Origin of the sequence: Caballeronia hypogeia, from assembly GCF_001544875.2 — a bacterium.
Lineage (GTDB): Bacteria > Pseudomonadota > Gammaproteobacteria > Burkholderiales > Burkholderiaceae > Caballeronia > Caballeronia hypogeia.
Genome location: NZ_FCOA02000021.1, coordinates 88,562 through 105,735, shown reverse-complemented (window position 1 = coordinate 105,735; position 17,174 = coordinate 88,562). Strand labels below are relative to the sequence as shown.

Genomic DNA, 17,174 nt, shown 5'->3' with positions numbered 1-17,174 from the left:
TTTACGCTTGCGGCGGCGTCCAGCCATCGGGAATGACGGCGATCACGTCGATCTCCATCAGCCATTCGGGCTGACCCAGCGCGACGACGGTAAGTCCCGTCGAAATCGGAAATACGCCCTTCAGCCACTTGCCGACTTCGCGATAGACCGGCTCGCGATAGCGCACATCGGTGAGATAGGTCGTCGTCTTGACGATGTGCGAAAGGTCGCTGCCGGCCTCTTCGAGCAACTGCTTGACGTTCTTCATCGCCTGCTCGGCCTGCGCGCGCGGATCGCCCAGCCCGACTAGCTTGCCGTCGAAGTCCGTGCCGATCTGACCGCGCACGTACACGGTATTGCCCGCGCGCACGGCCTGGCAAAGATCGTTGTCGAGCGATTGATTGGGGTACGTATCCTTGGTGTTGAACATGCGGATACGGGTATGCGTGGGTTGGCTCATCGAAATACCTTGATGCTGAAAAAGTTGGAAATCAGTTGACGCCCATCTCACTGACGCTATGCACGCGCGATTCGGCGGGCGTGCCTTCGACGCATTCCACGCGTGTTTCTTCGATGTGACGCCGCGGCGCATCGTAGTAAGCGAGATATTTGCGCTGCGTCGCGATGTGATCGGCAATATGCTTCGCGTCGTGCCACACGCCCCAGATGAACGCCGAGCCGCGTCGCGAAAGCCACGGCAGGCCGAGGAAATAGATGCCCGGCTCCTTGGCCACGCCGCGCTGATGTTTCGGCTTGCCGGTGTCGTCGAAGGCGTCGACTTTCAGCCAGTTGAAATCGACCGCATAACCCGTCGCCCAGATGATCGACGTGACGCCCGCCTGCGCGAGATCGAGTTCGAGCAGCGGATGCGTCATGCAATCCGGATCGGCGGGAATGAAGCGCGCCTCGGGCTCTTCGGGAAGTTCGAGGCCGTTGCGCGCGGCATAGGCATCGGCGGCGTCGAGCAAGGAGAGATAGTTCTCGTCACCCCGTCTGATGTTGTCCGCGAGATCGGCTTCGAACTTCGCAACGCCTTCGTCGAACGACTTCGTCAGGCCGACGAGCGTGATGCCCTGATGCGCGAGTCGCCTGAAATCCACTGTATGACCGCCGCGCGCGCCGCTCACCGCGATCGTCACGTGTTCGCGGCCGGGCTTCATCACTTCCGCATCCCATTCGCCGAGCACGCCGAGCCACCAGCAGAAGTCGCGTCCGCGATAACCGCGCGGCGGACGATCATGCGCACCGACCGACAAATAAACGCGCCGGCCCGAGCGCTGCAACTCATCCGCGATCTGCACCCCCGACGATCCCGCGCCCACCACCAGCACGCCGCCTTCGGGCAGTTGCTGCGGATTGCGATAGTCGGCGGAATGAATCTGCGTGAGGGTTGCGCTCTTCGGCGCGACCGGCGGAATGACGGGTCGCTGGAAGGGGCCGGTCGCCACGACCACGCGATTGGCTTCGATAGTTCCCTCGGATGTATCGACAGTAAATCCGGGCCGGCCGACATTGCGCACAACCTTCGTCACTTCCACGCCCGTGCGGATCGGCGCATCGAATTTTTGCGCGTACTGTACGAAGTATTCCGCGACCTGCTCCTTGGATGCGAAACCATTGGGGTCGAAATCCGCGAAGTCGAGGTTCGGGAAACGGTCGTGCCATGCGGGGCCGTTGGCGACCAGCGAATCCCACCGGCCCGTGCGCCAGGCTTCGGCAATGCGCGCGCGCTCCAGCACGAGATGCGGCACGCCGATCTTGCTCAGGTGTTCGCTCATGGCGACGCCGGCCTGTCCGGCGCCGACCACGAGCGTGTCGATTGACGTTGTTTCCACTGTCATGGTTATGTCCTTCTGAAAGGCCGTTGTATCCGTGATGTCTTCGTGAAAATCTACGCGTCCCGACAGAATCCGAAAAATATATTTAAAAAATGCATAGCATCGGATTTGGCTATGCAATGATTTTTGAGCGCCGGACAATGCCGCCCGTTCACACCCGATCCATGGAGCGTCATCGATGGAAAACCACCCTTTGCGCTATTCCCTGCGTCAATTGCGTTATTTCGTGGTGACGGCGGAAGCCTTGTCGTTCACCGCGGCGGCGAAGCGTCTGCATATCTCGCAGCCTTCCATTTCCACCGCGCTCGCGGACCTCGAAGAGTCGTTCGGCGTGCAACTCTTCATACGGCATCACGCGAGTGGCCTGTCGCTCACGCAGGCAGGGCGCGACTTGCTGGGGCAAGCGCGCAATCTGCTCAAGATCGCAGAAGAACTCCAGATGGCTGCGAAGGAAATGGATGGAGGCATGACCGGTTCCATCGCACTCGGTTGCCTCGTCTCGCTTGCGCCGCCGTTGATGCCGGGCCTCATCAGCCGCTTCACGGCGAGTCACGCGGGCATTTCGTTTCGCACCGTCGAGGCGCATCAGGACGGCTTGCTGCGTGGTCTGCATGACGGCTCGCTCGATCTCGCGCTGACATACAGTCTCGATCTGACCGAGAACATCGCCTTCACCCCGCTGCTTTCCTTGCCGCCGTATGCGATCCTGCCGAAGACGCATCGCCTCGCGCGCGCACGCAAGGTATCGCTCGCGGATCTGCTGCCCGAGCCTTATGTGATGCTCGATCTGCCGCACAGCCGCGAGTACTTCGCCGCGCTCTTCGATGCAGTGGGCAGCCGGCCCGTTCCCGCGTTCCGCTCGTCGCAGCCGGAGGTCGTGCGCGGGATGGTGGCGAACGGTCTCGGCTACAGCATCCTCAACTTTCCGCTCAAGTCCAATCGCACCGTGGATGGCGAAGACTTCGTGATTAAGCGCTTCAAGGACAACGTCAGCGCGACGACGCTCGGCATCGCGCAATCACGCACCATGCGGCCGCGGCAAGTCGTGCATCGCTTCACGTCATTCTGCGAAACCTATATCCGGCGCTTGCATATCGATACGTGATGCGCGCTGCGCGCCGCGTGAATGCCGCCGGCGCTGCATAGGCAAAAGCTTTGCTTTGTATCCGAAAACAATATTTTGGCTGGCAAATTGGCTTGATAGATTGATGTTCATGTCGTGCGCAATGCCTGGAATCTCGCGTTGACGCGCCTCCACAGGAAGGAAACACGGAGACCTTCATGGCAAGAACGATCGCGGTCCAAACGCTCATCGACCAGTTGCAGTCGAATTGCGAACGATCTTTCAGCGACGCGCATGCCATGCCGCCGGGCGTCTATACCTCGCCCGAATTCCTGACGCTGGAGGAAAGCGAGATCTTCGCGCGCGAATGGCAATGCGTGGGCCGCGCAAGCGCGCTGAAAGAGCCCGGCGACTATCTGACGACGCAGATCGGCGCGCAACCCATCGTCGTGTTGCGCGACGAGCAGATGCAACTCCGTGCGATGTCGAATGTGTGCCTGCATCGCATGTCGGTGTTGCTCGAAGGGCGTGGCAACAAGCGGCGCATCGTGTGTCCGTATCACGCCTGGAGTTATGCGCTCGACGGCGAACTGCAGGGCGCGCCGCTGATGGACCGGCAGGCGGGCTTCTGCAAGGAAAGCTATAAGCTGCCCGCCATTCGCTGCGAGGAATGGCAAGGCTGGATCTACGTGACGCTCGATGAAAACGCGAAGCCCGTGAATCAGCAGCTCGCGGAACTGACCACGCTCATCGATGCATACGGCATGTCCGACTACATCGAAACTTTCTATGAAGAGCACGTGTGGGACACGAACTGGAAGCTTCTCGCCGAAAACTTCATGGAGAGCTATCACCTGCCCATGCTGCATCGCGCAACCGTGGGCCCGCATTCGAAGCTCGAAGAGATGGAATGTCCACCGGGCTATCCCGCGTTCAACTATCACTGGATCACGAAGGAAGCGAGCCTGCCCATCGGCAACGCGCATGCGGACAACACGCGGCTGACCGGACACTGGCGCAAGACCACCGCGCTGCTCGCAATCTATCCGACGCATCTCGTCACGCTCACGCCAGGTTACTTCTGGTATCTCGTGTTGCAGCCGCGCGGCGTCGGTCAGGTGCATATCCGCTTCGGCGGCGGGCTCGCGCCTGAATTCATCGCCGATCCGCAAGCCAACGCACACATGTCGACGCTCAAGAAACTGCTCGACGATGTGAACGCGGAAGACCGGCGCGGCGTGGAAGCGGTGTTTCGCGGCGTGCATGCGCCGCTCGCGAAGCCCGGCAACCTGAGCCATCTCGAACGGCCCAATTACGACTTCGGGCGCTATCTCGCCTCGAAGCTCGCACGGCATTGAAAGACAGGACGCGATCACGATGGCAGACCCTTCCTTCATCTCCTTCTCGGGCGTGAGCAAATCGTATGACGGCGCGCATTACGTCGTGGAGGACCTGAACCTGGACGTGCGCAAGGGCGAATTCCTTTCGCTGCTCGGCCCTTCCGGCTCGGGCAAGACGACCACGCTGATGATGCTCGCGGGATTCGAGTCGCCGACCCAGGGCGAGATCCGGCTCGACGGAAGACGACTCGACGACAAGCCGCCGCATCAGCGCGACATCGGCATGGTGTTTCAGAACTACGCGCTCTTTCCGCATCTGACGATTGCGGAGAACGTCGCGTTCCCGCTTTCCGTGCGGCGCGTGAGCCGGGCCGAGCAGAAGGCGCGCGTGAAGCGCGCGCTGGAGATGATCGAGTTGCCACATCTCGCCAATCGCCGGCCCGCGCAGCTTTCGGGCGGCCAGCAGCAGCGCGTGGCGCTCGCGCGCGCGCTCGTGTTCGAACCGAGCGTCGTGTTGATGGACGAGCCGCTCGGCGCGCTCGACAAGCGCCTGCGCGAGACCATGCAATACGAAATCATGCGGCTGCATCGCGAGCTTGCGTTGACGATCGTCTACGTGACCCACGATCAGGCCGAAGCGCTGACCATGTCGGACCGCGTCGCCGTTTTTTCCGATGGCCGCATTCAGCAGGCCGCCACGCCGAGCGAGCTCTACGAGAATGCGCAGAATGCGTTCGTCGCGAACTTCGTCGGCGAGAACAACGGACTCACGGGGCGCGTCGTCGGCACGGGCGACGGCTGGGCGACGCTCGCGCTTTCCGACGGCAGCATCATTCGCGGACGCGCCGAACATGGCCTGCGCGCAGGCGACGAAGCGATGCTGGCGCTGCGCCCCGAGCGCGCGCACATTCCCGGCGCGGACGGCGTGCACGCGGATGGGCACAGCAATGTCGTACGTGCGCGCGTCGAGGAACTCGTGTATTGCGGCGATCATCATCGCGTGCATCTGTCGCTCGGGCCGCGCGATTCGCTCGTCGTGAAAGTGCCCAATACGCAGCGTCATGCGCTGCCCGCCGCAGGCAGCACGATCGAAATCGCTTGGCGTCACGACGACTGCAAGATTCTCGCGACGATGGCGCCGAAGAGCGCGCCCGCGATGGCCCCCACCACACCGCCGTCCCCTTCCCTCATCTCGACCGCACCCGCAGGAGCCAACTGACATGCGCACTCACATCAAGGCACAATGCGCCGCACTCGCAGTAGTTGCGTTTACAACTATTCCGTCCCACGCAGCGGAGACGCTGTCCGTCGTGACCTTCGGCGGCGCGTATGAAGCGGCTGCCAAGAAAGCCTATTTCGATCCTTTCACACAGGCGACCGGCATCGACTTCTCGACCGAATCGTATGACGGCGGCCTCGCCAAACTCTCCGCGATGGAGCAGGCGAAGAACACGACATGGGATTTGATCGACCTCGAAACCAACGACGCGATCACCGCCTGCGACGAAGGCCTCCTGATGAAGTTCGACAAGAAGACGCTCGGCAAGACGAGCGACTTCATTCCCGGCTCGATCAGCGATTGCGCGGTCGCGAGCATGGTCTGGTCCACGGTCTATGCGTATGACGCGAGCAGGATGAAGACCGCGCCGACCACGGTCAACGACTTCTTCGACCTGCAGAAATTCCCGGGCAAGCGCGGCCTGCGCAAGTCGCCGAAGGTATCGATGGAGTGGGCGCTGATCGCCGACGGCGTCGATCCGAAGGACGTGTACAAGGTGCTCGGCACGCCCGCGGGCGTCGATCGCGCATTCAGGAAGCTCGACACGATCAAGAAGAACATCGTGTGGTGGGAGTCGGGCGCGCAGGCGCCGCAACTGCTCGCGGACGGCGCGGTGGTGATGACGCAGGTCTACAACGGCCGCATCGACGACGCCGCGAAGAAGGAGAACAAGCCGTTCAAGGCCGTGTGGGACGCACAGGTGTACGACTTCGAATGGTGGGGCATTCCTACCGGCGCGAAGCACGCGGATTCAGCCGCGAAGTTCATCGTCTCGGCGTCGCAGCCGAAGTCTTACGCGGATTTGTCGAAGTACATCGCCTATGCGCCGCCGCGCAAGGATGCGATCGCGCTCATCGACAAGCAGCGTCTCGCCGACCTGCCGACCGCGCCGGATAACTTCAAGCGCGCCGTGCAGATCAATGCGAACTTCTGGGCCGACAACGCCGATCAGATCAACAAGCGCTTCCAGGTCTGGCTGACGCAATGATGCGCGCCCGCGTTTAAGGGACCCACAAAGGAACGACATGCCTGCATCGATTCACGCTCCCGCCACGGGCACGCCGACGCGAGCGGACGGCCGCGCGTCGTACCGCCGTGCCCGCCGCCGCGCGTCGGTGCAGGCTCTGTTGCTTGCGTTGCCGCTGATCGTGTTCCTGCTGTCGACATTCATTGCACCGATCGCGTTGCTGCTCGCGCGCAGCGTGGAGAATCGCGAGGTGCCGGACAGCATGCCCGCGCTTTCGCGTGCGCTCGATGCGTGGGGCGGGCGCGGCGTGCCCGACGAGCGCACTTTCGCGCTGCTCGCCGCCGGCCTCAGGGATGCGCAACAAAACGGCCGCCTCGGCACGGTCGCGCGCAGGCTCAACTTCGCGCTGCCCGAGTTTCGGAGCCTGCTGATGCGCACCGCGCGCAGCGTGCGCGACGCAAGCCCGGCCGCGTGGAAGCCCGCGCTGATCGAAGTCGACGAACGCTGGAACTCGCCGGAAACCTGGCGTCAGTTGAAACGCGCCGCGACGACGCCCACACCCGACTATCTGCTCGCCGCCGTCGACGCGCAGGTGAGCCCGCAAGGCGGCGTCGCCTTCGTGCCGGATAACTCGTCGGTGTACCGGCAAGCCTTCTTGCGCACGATATCGATCAGCGCATCCGTCACGCTGCTGTGCCTCGTGCTCGGCTATCCGGTCGCGTGGCTGCTCGCGAATCTGCCGGCGCGGAGCAGCAACCGCCTGATGCTGTTCGTGATCGTGCCGTTCTGGACCTCGCTGCTGGTGCGCACGACCGCGTGGTACGTGCTGCTGCAGCCAGGCGGCGTCATCAACGGCGTGCTGACGGGACTCGGCCTCGCAACGCATCCGTTGCCGCTCATCTTCAACCGCACCGGCGTGCTGATCGGCATGACGCACGTGCTTCTGCCGTACATGATCCTCGCCATCTACTCGGTGATGAAGGGCGTACCGTCCGTGTACGTGCGCGCGGCGCAATCGCTGGGCGCGCATCCGTTCACCGCGTTCGTGCGCGTATACATTCCGCAGACGCTGCCGGGGGTCGGCGCGGGCTGCTTCCTGGTCTTCGTGCTCGCGCTCGGTTACTACATCACGCCTGCGCTGCTCGGCGGCGCCGGCGATGAAATGATCAGCCAGCTCATCGCGCTGCAAACCAACACGCAACTGAACTGGGGCCTCGCGGGCGCGCTCTCCGCGTACCTCGTGATCTTCACGGCGATCTTCTATTTCCTGTTCAACCGCGTAGTCGGCATCGACCGTCTGCGCTTCGGCTGATCCACCATGAACGAACCACGCAACCGGGTACTGACCGAACGTGTCGCGTCGCGCTGGGTGCGCGTGCATACCGCGCTCGTACTGTTCTTTCTGGTCGCGCCGATTCTCGCGATCATCCCGCTGTCGTTCAATACCGGCTCTTACTTTTCGTATCCATTGCAGGGCTTTTCGCTGCGCTGGTACGAACAGGCGCTGACGAGCCCCGACTGGCAGCGCTCGTTATTGAACAGCATCGCCATTGGCGCGGCGTCGACCCTGATCGCCACGTGTCTCGGCACGCTCGCGGCGCTCGGCCTCTCGCGCACGCAGTTCCCGCTGCGCTCCGTCATCATGCCAATCATCATTTCGCCGATGATCGTGCCCATTGTCGTCGTCGCGGCGGGCTTCTATCTGATCTTCGCGCCGCTCGGGCTCGTGAACTCGTATCCCGGGGTGATCCTCGCGCACGCGGCGCTCGGCACGCCGTTCGTCGTGATCACGGTGACGGCTTCTCTGTTGTCGTTCGATCAGAGTCTCTTGCGCGCCGCGTCCGGTCTTGGAGCGACACCCTGGATCGCCTTCCGGCGCGTGACCCTGCCGCTCATCACGCCCGCCATCGCGACGGGCAGCGTGTTCGCGTTCGCGACCTCGTTCGACGAAGTGATCGTGATCCTGTTCATCGGCGGGCCCGATCAGCGCACCGTGCCGCGCCAGATGTGGAGCGGCATTCGCGACTCGATCGATCCGTCGATTCTCGCTGTCGCAACGATGCTAATCGTCTTCGCCGTGCTGCTGTTCGCCAGCATCAACTGGCTTCGTGGGCGGGCGGCCGCTGCCAGCCGCGCCCTCGTCTGAGCGCCTTCTTTTACACGACGGCTTCGGCCTGGCGGCGCGGCAACATCCGGTCGAATTCGCGCTTGACGATCCCGTAGCACTCGCAAGCGCGCTCTTCCAGTCCGGCGCGGTCCAGCACCTTGATGCAACCGCGGCTGTGATGAATCAGGCCGAGGTCGTGCAGCTTGCCGGCTGCTTCGGTCACGCCTTCACGACGCACGCCCAGCATGTCCGCGATCATTTGCTGCGTGACGCGCAGATGGTCCGACGGGGTGCGATCGGTCTGGATCAGCAGCCAGCGGCACAATTGCTTCGACAGCGAATGATGGCGGTTGCACGCGGCCGTCTGCGCGACCTGCGTGAGAAGGGCTTGCATGTACAGCAGCATCACGCGGCGCAGGAAGTCGGAGCGGCCGAAGTGCTCGCGCAACGCGCCCGCGCTCATGCGATACGCGACGCCCGCGCACTGCACCTGCACGCGCGTCGGCATGGTGTCGCCGCCCGTCAGCACCGGCACGCCCGACATGCCTTCACGGCCCACTGCCGCGACTTCGACGGAACCGCCGTCTTCCATCGTATGCAGGAGCGAGATGATCGCCGTGGTCGGGAAGTACACGTGATGAATGCGTTGCCCCGAATCGCACAGCAACTGCTCGGTGCGCAGTTGAACGAGTTCGAGGTGAGGAGCGATGGCCTGCCATTCTTGCGGCGGAAGAGCGCCCAACAGATGGTTGCCGTGCAGATCGGATTGAAGTGTCAACATGTTCTTTTATTCTCGTGCGTGTGCGCTGCGCGCTTTTACTTTCTTCCGGTCCGCAACAGGATTCGTGCATGCGCCTCGCGCTTACCCCGAATCCTGTTGCGACCAGCCCCGTAGCACAAATGCCGCTTGTAGTTATTAGTTGCGTGCGGTGGTCTCCGTGCGTGGTCATACATAAGCGAGAGGTGTGCCAGCGCACGTCAATCCTTATACCTGTGAGGGTTTGCGCCCGGACGCGCTGGCCACGAGATGGCGCGCGATCAAAATTGATTCAATCGTGAAAGGCGACCTTCATACGGTTTGACGGTCGGTCGATTGCCTCAGACAAACGTTTTCTTCTGGGGAATGTCCCGTCAGCACTGGGGTTCGGCGATTTGCAACCGGCGCGAGCGCACCGTGCATGGCGTGCAAAGTCCTTGTCATATCGATAAAGAGTCGCGTGCGAAAAATGTTGCAAACCTGGTCATCTTTTCCGATTTCTAAATCGTCCGGCTGCATGCCGCACCGGCCTCGCGCCTTGGTGGGCAAGGCTTCGCGGGAATTCATACAGACTTGCGCAAGCGCGGGCGCATGATCGGCAACGAACACGCGATGCGAGCAAAAATGTTGCATTGCGTACACCTTCGCGCCGAGGGGGTTAGCGAACGGCCTTGTAGCGTCTTCACATGAATGTGATTCATGTTTTGTTGAACAAGCTTCGTTTGTGCTCAGTCATGACGCGCGGCACCATGCTCGACATTCCACCGAATCCGCATGGAGCGAGACATGAGCGAAGTCATCGAGACACCTGCCAAGACCGAAGACGCAATCGACCTGAAGGGCCGCGTGTCGATTTATCAGCCGGAGCAGGAAGGCCTGATCTTCCCCGAGCTGCCTACCTTCGCGAGCCATGCGGAGCACCGCCAGTATCTGAAGGAGCGCCTCGTCGCCGCTTGCCGCGCGTTTGCGCTGCAGGGCTTCGACTACGGTTTCGCGGGCCACCTCACCGTGCGCGATCCGGAGCATCCGTCGCTGTACTGGACCAACCCGATGGCCGTTCATTTCGCGCAGGTGAAGTTGTCGAACCTGATCTGCGCGGATCATCAGGGCAATGTCGTCGAGGGCAAATACGCGATCAATCGCGCGGGCTTCGTGCTGCATGCGGCGGTGCATGAGCAGCATCGGGACATCGTCGCGATGTGCCACGCGCACACGGTCTACGGCACCGCGTTCGCGGCGCTCGGCAAGCCGCTGATCCCGATGTCGCAGGACGCGTGCGCGTTCTTCGAAGACCACGTCGTGATCGGCGACGAGGCGGGCAAGGTCGCCGTCGAGGTGAAGGGCGGCAACAAGGTCGCGAATGCGTTCCAGGGCGTGAAGGCGGCGATTCACCAGAATCACGGCCTGCTCACGGCGAGCCGCCACAGCATCGATTCCGCCGCGTTCTGGTTCATCGCGCTCGAGCGCTGCTGCCAGCAACAACTGATGATCGAGGCGACCGGCATCACGCCGAAGCTCGTGCCCGAAGACCGCGCGCGCTACAGCCGCGAGCACGTGGGCAGCGACTATATCGGCTGGCTGCATTTCCAGACCATCTGGAACGACCTGGTCGCCACGCAACCCGACATGTTCGACTGATCGTTCGTTTTTGAAGCAAGTCCTCGCCTTCGGAGAAAGGCGAGGAGATTCCCCCAAAAAAGTCGGAGACATCCCCATGACCACGTCGAGACAAGCGCTCGCGACGTCGCCCGAGTTTCAGCGCGCGGACACATCCGAGTCCACGCTCTACGCGAAAGTGACCTGGCGCCTCATTCCTCTGCTCTTTCTGTGCTACGTCGCGGCGTATCTGGACCGCGTGAACGTCGGCTTCGCCAAGCTGCAGATGCTGAAAGACCTGGGCTTCAGCGAAACCGTCTACGGTCTGGGCGCGGGCATCTTCTTCATCGGCTACTTCATCTTCGAGGTGCCGAGCAACATCATTCTGCACAAGGTCGGCGCGCGGCTCTGGATCGCGCGCGTGATGATCACGTGGGCGATCATCTCCGCCGCGATGATGTTCGTGCACACGCCGACCACCTTCTATATCCTGCGCTTCCTGCTCGGTCTCGCCGAAGCGGGCCTGTTCCCCGGCGTCATTCTCTATCTGACGTACTGGTACCCGGCGGCGCGACGCGGCAAGATCATCGCGATGTTCATGACGGGCATTCCCATCTCCGGCGTGATCGGCGGCCCGCTGTCCGGCTGGATTCTCCACGCGATGAGCGGCGCGCATGGCCTCGCGGGCTGGCAATGGCTCTTCCTGCTCGAAGCGATTCCTTCGCTCGTGCTGGGCTTCGCCATCATCTTCCTGCTCGACCGTGGCATCGAACAGGCCAAATGGCTGACCGACTCCGAGAAGCAGACGCTCGCCGCCAACGTGGCCGCGGATGCAGCCGGCGTGGAATCGCATTCGTTCAAGGACGGCTTCACGAACCCGATGGTCTGGGCGCTTTCCGTGATCTACCTGTTCTTCATCATGGGCCTGTACGGCGTGGGCTTCTGGCTGCCGACGCTCATCAAGGGCTCGGGCGTGAAGGATCCGCTGATGATCGGCTTCCTGACGACGCTGCCGTACGCCGCCGCCGCGATCGCGATGATCGTCGTCGGGCGCAGCTCGGATGCACGCCGCGAACGCCGCTGGCACGTCGCGATTCCCGGCCTGATCGGCACGGCGGGCTGGATCGCCGCGGTGATGGCAGGCAGCGGCAACGTCACGCTGGCGATGATCGGCCTCACCGTCGCGACGATGGGCGTCATGACCACGCTGTGCCAGTTCTGGTGCCTGCCGACGGCGATCCTCGCCGGCGCGGCCGCGGCGACGGGCGTGGCGGTGGTGAACTCGTTCGGCAATCTGGCCGGTTTCATCAGCCCGTATGTGATCGGCTGGATCATCGACAAGACGCACTCGACCGATCTCGGCGTGTACACGCTGGCGGCGTGCCTCACGATCGGCGGCTTGCTGGTTCTCCTGATGCCCAAGCGCCTCGTGAACCGTTGATCTGACGATTGGCATCGCCCGCGACGGGCGATGATGACGGGCGATGCGGTCGAAGCCGCATCGCCCGTTTTGCATTTCTGGCATTGTGTCGCTGCATCGCTTCGATTGCGCGGCGCGAGATACCTTCCTGTGTGCAGAACCGCGCACTCTGGCGGAGCAAAAACCGTTAGTGTCTCAACCTCCGGCACTGCGATTAACGCTGACGAAAGCGGACATATCGATTGCACGCGCCTTTCATCGAGGTAAATACGAACGCCCGGGCGCAGCTCCCGCACTCTATCTAGACCATGAAAAATCTGGCGTTGCGCAAGTCCCCCGGCTCTTTCGATATGAGCCGCAAGCCGAGCGAAGAGTCGGCCTTCCTCGCCACGTGGTCGGGATGGGCTTTCATTTTCATCGCGTCATACATCATATATTTGCTGTGCACCTCGGAACGGCAGGTCTGGCGCCTGCCCGACCAGGAGGCGTATCTCGCCTACTTCCGCTATACCGACTGGAACTGGCTCGTCCACTACTTCGATCGGCGCGGATTCGGCCTGAGCCTCATACCGCGCATCGTCACCGATGAAATCGGCTGGCGTCTGTGGATCGTTTCCATCAACTCGCTGGGCTTCACGCCCGACACCGCGATCCGCATTACTGTCGCGCTCGCCAACGGTCTCGTGTTCTGCGCGCTCGCGCGGCTGAGGCGTCCGCTGCTCGGCCTGTTCCTGTGGATCGTGGTGCCTTCGGCGCTGTGCATCACGGGTCTGTTCCAGATTCGCCAGGGCTTCGCGTTCGGCATCGCAATGCTGTTCGCGATCAACTTCAGGCGGCCGGTGCTCGGCATGCTGATCGCCAGCACGATTCATACGACGATCGCCTTCCCGACCATTCTGCTGATCGCCGCGCGCCTCGCCGGCTCGAACGATCGCGTCGCGATTCCGGTGGTGAGCATCGCGGGTGGCCTGCTGTCGATGAGCGCGCAGATGTTGTTCGATACCTTCGGCGGCCGGCGCGTGGGCGACTATGCCGGTTATACGGCGGAGTTCTCGGTCAATCTGCTCGTGCTGATGCTCTCCTACGCGATCGGCTCGATCCTGCTGATCAAATCGCTTCCGTATATTCGCGAGCTGCGTCTGCGCGCTTCGCTGCGCGATCTCTCGCTGATGCACTTCGGGCTGGTGGTCTATCTCGTCTTCGCCTTCACGCTGTTCCCTTTCGGCAAGGACCGCGTGTTCTACTACATCTCGCTGATGCTGCCGTTCTTCGCTCAGGAGATACGCGTCAAGAACGGCGTGACCCTGTGGCTGACGATCATTCTGTATTTCATGATCTTCTCCGAGGCTTACCTCGCGTATGGGCGCGGCGTGTACAACTATTTCATCGGATGATCCGAGTCGGCGGGCTGTATGATGACGGGCCTGCGCGCCATGCGGAGTCGAGCGTGCGCGCAGTCCGCATCCACTCTCGTCGATTTCAAGGAACACCGCCATGACGGCCGCAACGCAATTCGATCAGGTTTCCGTTATCAAACGCGCCAACGTCTATTTCGACGGCAAGTGCGTGTCGCATACCGTTCTCTTCGCCGATGGCACGAAGAAGACGCTCGGCGTGATCCTGCCCGGCACGCTCAACTTCGGCACCGACGCGCCGGAACTCATGGAAGTGCAGGCCGGGCAGTGCCGCATCCGCCTCGCGGGCAGCGACGAGTGGAAGACGTATGGCGCTGGCGAGTCGTTTTCGGTGCCGGGCAAGAGCCGCTTCGATATCGACGTGATCGAGACGCTCGACTACGTCTGCAGCTATCTCTAAAGCGCGCGACGAAGTAACTGTCCAATTTTTCTCGCTGTCCACGTTTCGTGTACAATCCGAAAAATTGGACACCGGAACTCCGTCATGCCGCCCAGGGTCGATCACCGGATCGAGCAATTCGTCGAAGCCGCAGCCGCCGCCTTCAGCGAAGCGACCGGCCTCGACGCGCGGCGCGCCCGCGCGCCCGCCGGCGGTGAATACGATGCCGCCATCGAATTCCGCATCGGCACGGCGCGTTTCAAACGACCCGTGCTCGTGCGCGAGAACATCGACCGTTTCGGCGCATTGTCGGCTTTCAGCGCTTCGGCCGCGCAAAACGGCAACGGCGTGAAACCGGCGCTCGTCACGCGTCATCTCACGCCGAACATGATCGGCGCATGCCGCGAAATGGGCGTCGATGCGCTCGACCTCGCGGGCAATGCCAGCCTCGTCGAAGGCAATAGCGTCGTGATCGTCTCGGGACGCCCTCGCGTGGAGCAGAGCCGCGCGGCCCGTTCGCGCACCTGGACGAAATCGACGCTGCGCGTCACGCTCGCGCTGCTCGTCACGCCGTCGCTGCTGGAACGGGGCTACCGCGAGATCGCGCAGAGCGCGGGTGTCAGTCACGGCACGGTGCAGAACGCCATGCGCGCGCTGGTCGATCATCGCGACGTATTCGAGCGGCCCGATGGAAGCGGCCTGCAATTCGCCGACCGCGACAAGCTGATCGACGAATGGGTCACGCTTTATCCGCGGCAATTGCGCGAATCGCTTCTGCTCGGCCGCTATCGCGCCGAATCGAGCGACTGGTGGCGCGACGCGCCCGATTTGCCCGGCGTGTGCCAGTTCGGCGGCGAACCCGCTGCCGCGCTGCTCACCGGTTATCTCAAACCCGCGACCGTCACCGCCTATTGCGCCGATGCCGTGCCGCGCGAATGGATCATGCGGGCGCGGCTGCGGCCCGATGCCGCCGGCAATGTCGAGTTCCTGCGCGCGCCCGTGGCGCTCGCACCCGTCGAAGGACTTCCGCCGAACGTCGTCGCGCCGCTGCTCGTCTACGCCGATCTCGTCGCGAGCGGCGACTCGCGCAATCTCGAAACCGCGAGGATGCTGCGTGAACGCTATCTTGCCGCTTGAACTCCTGCCGCACCGGCCGCTCGTCGGGCCGACCCGCGCGATGCTGCGCGAAGTCGTCGACGCATCCGCCGCGACGCGTATCGCGTGGTTCGTCGGCGGCGCGAGCGCGCGCGACATTCTCCTCACGCACGTCCATGACATCGAGGCGATGCGCGCGACCGCCGATGTCGATATCGGCATTTCGATTCAAAGCTGGACCGGCCACGAAGCCTTGCGAAACGCGCTGCTGGCGTCGGGCAATTTCAAGGCGCCGAAAGGCTCGGCGCATCGGCTGAATTACAGCGCGTCCGAGAGCGGCGCGCGCACCTGGCTCGATATCGTGCCGTTCGGCGGCGTGCAGGACGAGCATGGCGAAATTGCGTGGCCGCCCGACTGGTCGGTGCGCATGAACGTCGCGGGTTTCCGGCAGGCGCTCGATGCCGCCCTGCCCGTGCGCATCGCGCCGGATCTCGTGGTGCCCGTCGCTTCGCTGCCGGCGCAGGCCATGCTCAAGATCGTCGCGTGGCAGGACCGGCACGCGGCCGACCGCAAGGACGCCATCGACCTGTTGTTTCTGATGGCGCGCTATGCGCAGGCCGGCAATCTCGACCGGCTTTATTCCGATGCTTTCGATCTCGTCGAAGCGCACGGCCACGATCCCGATATCGCCGGGGCCGCGCTGCTCGGCCGCGACACGGCGACGATCGCGAGCGGCGACGATGTCCGGGCGCAGATTCTCGCGATCCTGCGCCCCGACGATCCCGCGCCGCCGCTGCTCGCGCATATGCTCGGCTCGCGCATGCCGGTGTTCGAAGGCGACGACGCGCAAACCATCGCCGCGCTGTTCGACGCGTTCAGGCGGTCGTTTCTCGCATCCGCATGATCGATAAAGACATCAACCGTTGCGGAACAGATAGCTGTACGCGTTGAGCGCGGGCACGCCGCCCAAGTGCGCGTAGAGCACCTTCGAGCCTTCGGGGAACTCGCCGTTGCGCACCATCCGGATCATGCCGTCCATCGACTTGCCTTCGTAGACGGGATCGGTCAGCACGCCTTCGAAGCGCGCGCACAGACGAATCGCCTCCAGCGTGCCTTCGTTCGGCAAGCCGTATTCGGGGCCGCCGAAGCGCGTATCGAGAATCACGTCGTCGCGCGTGATGTCCTGCCCGAGATCGACGAGCTCCGCCGTATGCTTCGCGATGCGCGTGATCTGCTCGTGCGTCTGTTCCGGTTTCGCCGATGCATCGATGCCGATCACGCGTCGCGCGCGCCCGTCCGCCGCGAAGCCGACGACCATGCCCGCCTGCGTGCTGCCCGTGACCGAGCACACGACGATGTAGTCGAACTTGAAACCCAGCTCCGCTTCCTGCGCGCGCACTTCTTCCGCGAAGCCGACGAAGCCGAGTCCGCCCAGCGGATGCTCCGAGCAGCCCGCCGGCACCGGAAACGGCTTGCCGCCCGCCGCGCGCACGCTTTCCATCGCTTCCTGCCAGCTTTTGCGAATGCCGATATCGAAGCCATCTGCGACGAGGCGTACGTCCGCGCCCATCATCCGCGACATCTGGATATTGCCGACGCGGTCATACACCGCATCCGAGTAATTGACCCAGTTCTCCTGCACCAGCACGCACTTCATGCCGAGATGCGCGGCCACCGCCGCGACCTGGCGCGTCTGGTTCGACTGCACGCCGCCGATCGACACGAGCGTGTCGCAGCCCTGCGCGAGCGCTTCGGGAATCAGATATTCGAGCTTGCGTGTCTTGTTGCCGCCGAAGGCGAGACCACTGTTGCAGTCCTCGCGTTTTGCGTAGAGCTCGACCTTGCCGCCGAGATGCGCGGAAAGACGCTTGAGCGGCTGAATGGGCGTCGGCCCGAATGTGAGCGGATAGCGGGGAAAACGTTGCAGGTTCATGGTCGG

At 63.1% G+C, this 17,174-nt stretch carries 16 protein-coding genes; 12 read left to right on the top strand and 4 right to left on the bottom strand.

Annotated elements, in window-relative coordinates; all coding sequences use genetic code 11:
• Position 1: 1 nt before the first annotated feature.
• Together AWB79_RS25960 and AWB79_RS25955 are read right to left on the bottom strand one after the other, a co-directional pair.
• The gene (locus tag AWB79_RS25960; protein ID WP_061170300.1) at positions 2–439 is read right to left on the bottom strand and encodes a RidA family protein; all 438 of its coding nucleotides are present in this window, start codon (positions 437–439) and stop codon (positions 2–4) included.
• Between the two features lie 31 nt (positions 440–470).
• Positions 471–1,820, bottom strand: coding sequence for a flavin-containing monooxygenase (locus AWB79_RS25955; protein WP_061170299.1), 1,350 nt, complete (start codon positions 1,818–1,820; stop codon positions 471–473).
• A 175-nt stretch (positions 1,821–1,995) separates the two neighbouring features.
• Between AWB79_RS25955 and AWB79_RS25950 the strand changes: the two genes are divergently transcribed.
• From AWB79_RS25950 to AWB79_RS25925, 6 genes are all read left to right on the top strand, one after another.
• Positions 1,996–2,922 (top strand): LysR family transcriptional regulator, encoded by a 927-nt coding sequence (locus AWB79_RS25950; protein WP_061170298.1) that lies wholly within the window; start codon positions 1,996–1,998, stop codon positions 2,920–2,922.
• Positions 2,923–3,098: 176 nt separating this feature from the next.
• Entirely contained in the window at positions 3,099–4,238 is a 1,140-nt protein-coding gene (locus AWB79_RS25945; protein ID WP_061170297.1) for an aromatic ring-hydroxylating oxygenase subunit alpha, read from the top strand.
• 19 nt (positions 4,239–4,257) lie between these two features.
• Positions 4,258–5,439 carry an ABC transporter ATP-binding protein gene (locus tag AWB79_RS25940; protein WP_061170296.1) on the top strand — a complete coding sequence of 394 codons (1,182 nt, stop codon included), beginning with the start codon at positions 4,258–4,260 and terminating at the stop codon, positions 5,437–5,439.
• Position 5,440: 1 nt separating this feature from the next.
• Positions 5,441–6,487 (top strand): ABC transporter substrate-binding protein, encoded by a 1,047-nt coding sequence (locus AWB79_RS25935; protein ID WP_061170295.1) that lies wholly within the window; start codon positions 5,441–5,443, stop codon positions 6,485–6,487.
• A 37-nt stretch (positions 6,488–6,524) separates the two neighbouring features.
• Entirely contained in the window at positions 6,525–7,778 is a 1,254-nt protein-coding gene (locus AWB79_RS25930; protein ID WP_061170294.1) for an ABC transporter permease, read from the top strand.
• Positions 7,779–7,784: 6 nt separating this feature from the next.
• On the top strand, positions 7,785–8,612 hold the full coding sequence (locus tag AWB79_RS25925; RefSeq protein ID WP_061170293.1) for an ABC transporter permease: 828 nt from the start codon (positions 7,785–7,787) through the stop codon (positions 8,610–8,612).
• A 10-nt stretch (positions 8,613–8,622) separates the two neighbouring features.
• On the opposite strand, the gene AWB79_RS25920 is transcribed toward AWB79_RS25925, so the two are convergent.
• Positions 8,623–9,354, bottom strand: a complete 732-nt coding sequence (locus AWB79_RS25920) for a Crp/Fnr family transcriptional regulator (protein ID WP_061170292.1) — start codon at positions 9,352–9,354, stop codon at positions 8,623–8,625.
• Between the two features lie 762 nt (positions 9,355–10,116).
• Here AWB79_RS25920 and AWB79_RS25915 point away from each other — a divergent pair.
• The 6 genes from AWB79_RS25915 to AWB79_RS25890 all read left to right on the top strand — a co-directional run bounded on the left by AWB79_RS25915 (position 10,117) and on the right by AWB79_RS25890 (position 16,139).
• Entirely contained in the window at positions 10,117–10,968 is an 852-nt protein-coding gene (locus AWB79_RS25915; protein ID WP_061170291.1) for a class II aldolase/adducin family protein, read from the top strand.
• Between the two features lie 76 nt (positions 10,969–11,044).
• Positions 11,045–12,367: an MFS transporter gene (locus AWB79_RS25910; protein WP_061170290.1), complete on the top strand. Its 1,323-nt coding sequence runs from the start codon at positions 11,045–11,047 to the stop codon at positions 12,365–12,367.
• Between the two features lie 329 nt (positions 12,368–12,696).
• On the top strand, positions 12,697–13,740 hold the full coding sequence (locus tag AWB79_RS25905) for an EpsG family protein (protein ID WP_061170289.1): 1,044 nt from the start codon (positions 12,697–12,699) through the stop codon (positions 13,738–13,740).
• A gap of 100 nt (positions 13,741–13,840) precedes the next feature.
• Positions 13,841–14,161, top strand: a complete 321-nt coding sequence (gene ppnP / locus AWB79_RS25900; protein WP_061170288.1) for a pyrimidine/purine nucleoside phosphorylase — start codon at positions 13,841–13,843, stop codon at positions 14,159–14,161.
• A gap of 84 nt (positions 14,162–14,245) precedes the next feature.
• Positions 14,246–15,277, top strand: a complete 1,032-nt coding sequence (locus AWB79_RS25895) for a type IV toxin-antitoxin system AbiEi family antitoxin (protein ID WP_061170287.1) — start codon at positions 14,246–14,248, stop codon at positions 15,275–15,277.
• Positions 15,255–16,139, top strand: a complete 885-nt coding sequence (locus AWB79_RS25890) for a nucleotidyl transferase AbiEii/AbiGii toxin family protein (RefSeq protein ID WP_061170286.1) — start codon at positions 15,255–15,257, stop codon at positions 16,137–16,139. The genes AWB79_RS25895 and AWB79_RS25890 overlap by 23 nt, the downstream gene beginning before the upstream one ends.
• Before the next feature lie 12 nt (positions 16,140–16,151).
• On the opposite strand, the gene AWB79_RS25885 is transcribed toward AWB79_RS25890, so the two are convergent.
• A complete protein-coding gene (locus AWB79_RS25885; protein ID WP_061170344.1) occupies positions 16,152–17,168 on the bottom strand; it encodes a 1-aminocyclopropane-1-carboxylate deaminase in 1,017 nt (338 codons plus the stop codon).
• Between the last annotated feature and the right edge of the window lie 6 nt (positions 17,169–17,174).

Bases quoted from the DNA above. Each gene is read 5' to 3' on its own strand.
- AWB79_RS25940 (WP_061170296.1), top strand. From the start codon at position 4,258: ATGGCAGACCCTTCCTTCATCTCCTTCTCGGGCGTGAGCAAATCGTAT.
- AWB79_RS25910 (WP_061170290.1), top strand. From the start codon at position 11,045: ATGACCACGTCGAGACAAGCGCTCGCGACGTCGCCCGAGTTTCAGCGC.
- AWB79_RS25960 (WP_061170300.1), bottom strand. From the start codon at position 439: ATGAGCCAACCCACGCATACCCGTATCCGCATGTTCAACACCAAGGAT.
- AWB79_RS25925 (WP_061170293.1), top strand. From the start codon at position 7,785: ATGAACGAACCACGCAACCGGGTACTGACCGAACGTGTCGCGTCGCGC.
- AWB79_RS25935 (WP_061170295.1), top strand. From the start codon at position 5,441: ATGCGCACTCACATCAAGGCACAATGCGCCGCACTCGCAGTAGTTGCG.
- AWB79_RS25920 (WP_061170292.1), bottom strand. From the start codon at position 9,354: ATGTTGACACTTCAATCCGATCTGCACGGCAACCATCTGTTGGGCGCT.
- AWB79_RS25885 (WP_061170344.1), bottom strand. From the start codon at position 17,168: ATGAACCTGCAACGTTTTCCCCGCTATCCGCTCACATTCGGGCCGACG.
- ppnP (WP_061170288.1), top strand. From the start codon at position 13,841: ATGACGGCCGCAACGCAATTCGATCAGGTTTCCGTTATCAAACGCGCC.
- AWB79_RS25930 (WP_061170294.1), top strand. From the start codon at position 6,525: ATGCCTGCATCGATTCACGCTCCCGCCACGGGCACGCCGACGCGAGCG.
- AWB79_RS25950 (WP_061170298.1), top strand. From the start codon at position 1,996: ATGGAAAACCACCCTTTGCGCTATTCCCTGCGTCAATTGCGTTATTTC.
- AWB79_RS25895 (WP_061170287.1), top strand. From the start codon at position 14,246: ATGCCGCCCAGGGTCGATCACCGGATCGAGCAATTCGTCGAAGCCGCA.
- AWB79_RS25955 (WP_061170299.1), bottom strand. From the start codon at position 1,820: ATGACAGTGGAAACAACGTCAATCGACACGCTCGTGGTCGGCGCCGGA.
- AWB79_RS25945 (WP_061170297.1), top strand. From the start codon at position 3,099: ATGGCAAGAACGATCGCGGTCCAAACGCTCATCGACCAGTTGCAGTCG.
- AWB79_RS25915 (WP_061170291.1), top strand. From the start codon at position 10,117: ATGAGCGAAGTCATCGAGACACCTGCCAAGACCGAAGACGCAATCGAC.
- AWB79_RS25905 (WP_061170289.1), top strand. From the start codon at position 12,697: ATGAGCCGCAAGCCGAGCGAAGAGTCGGCCTTCCTCGCCACGTGGTCG.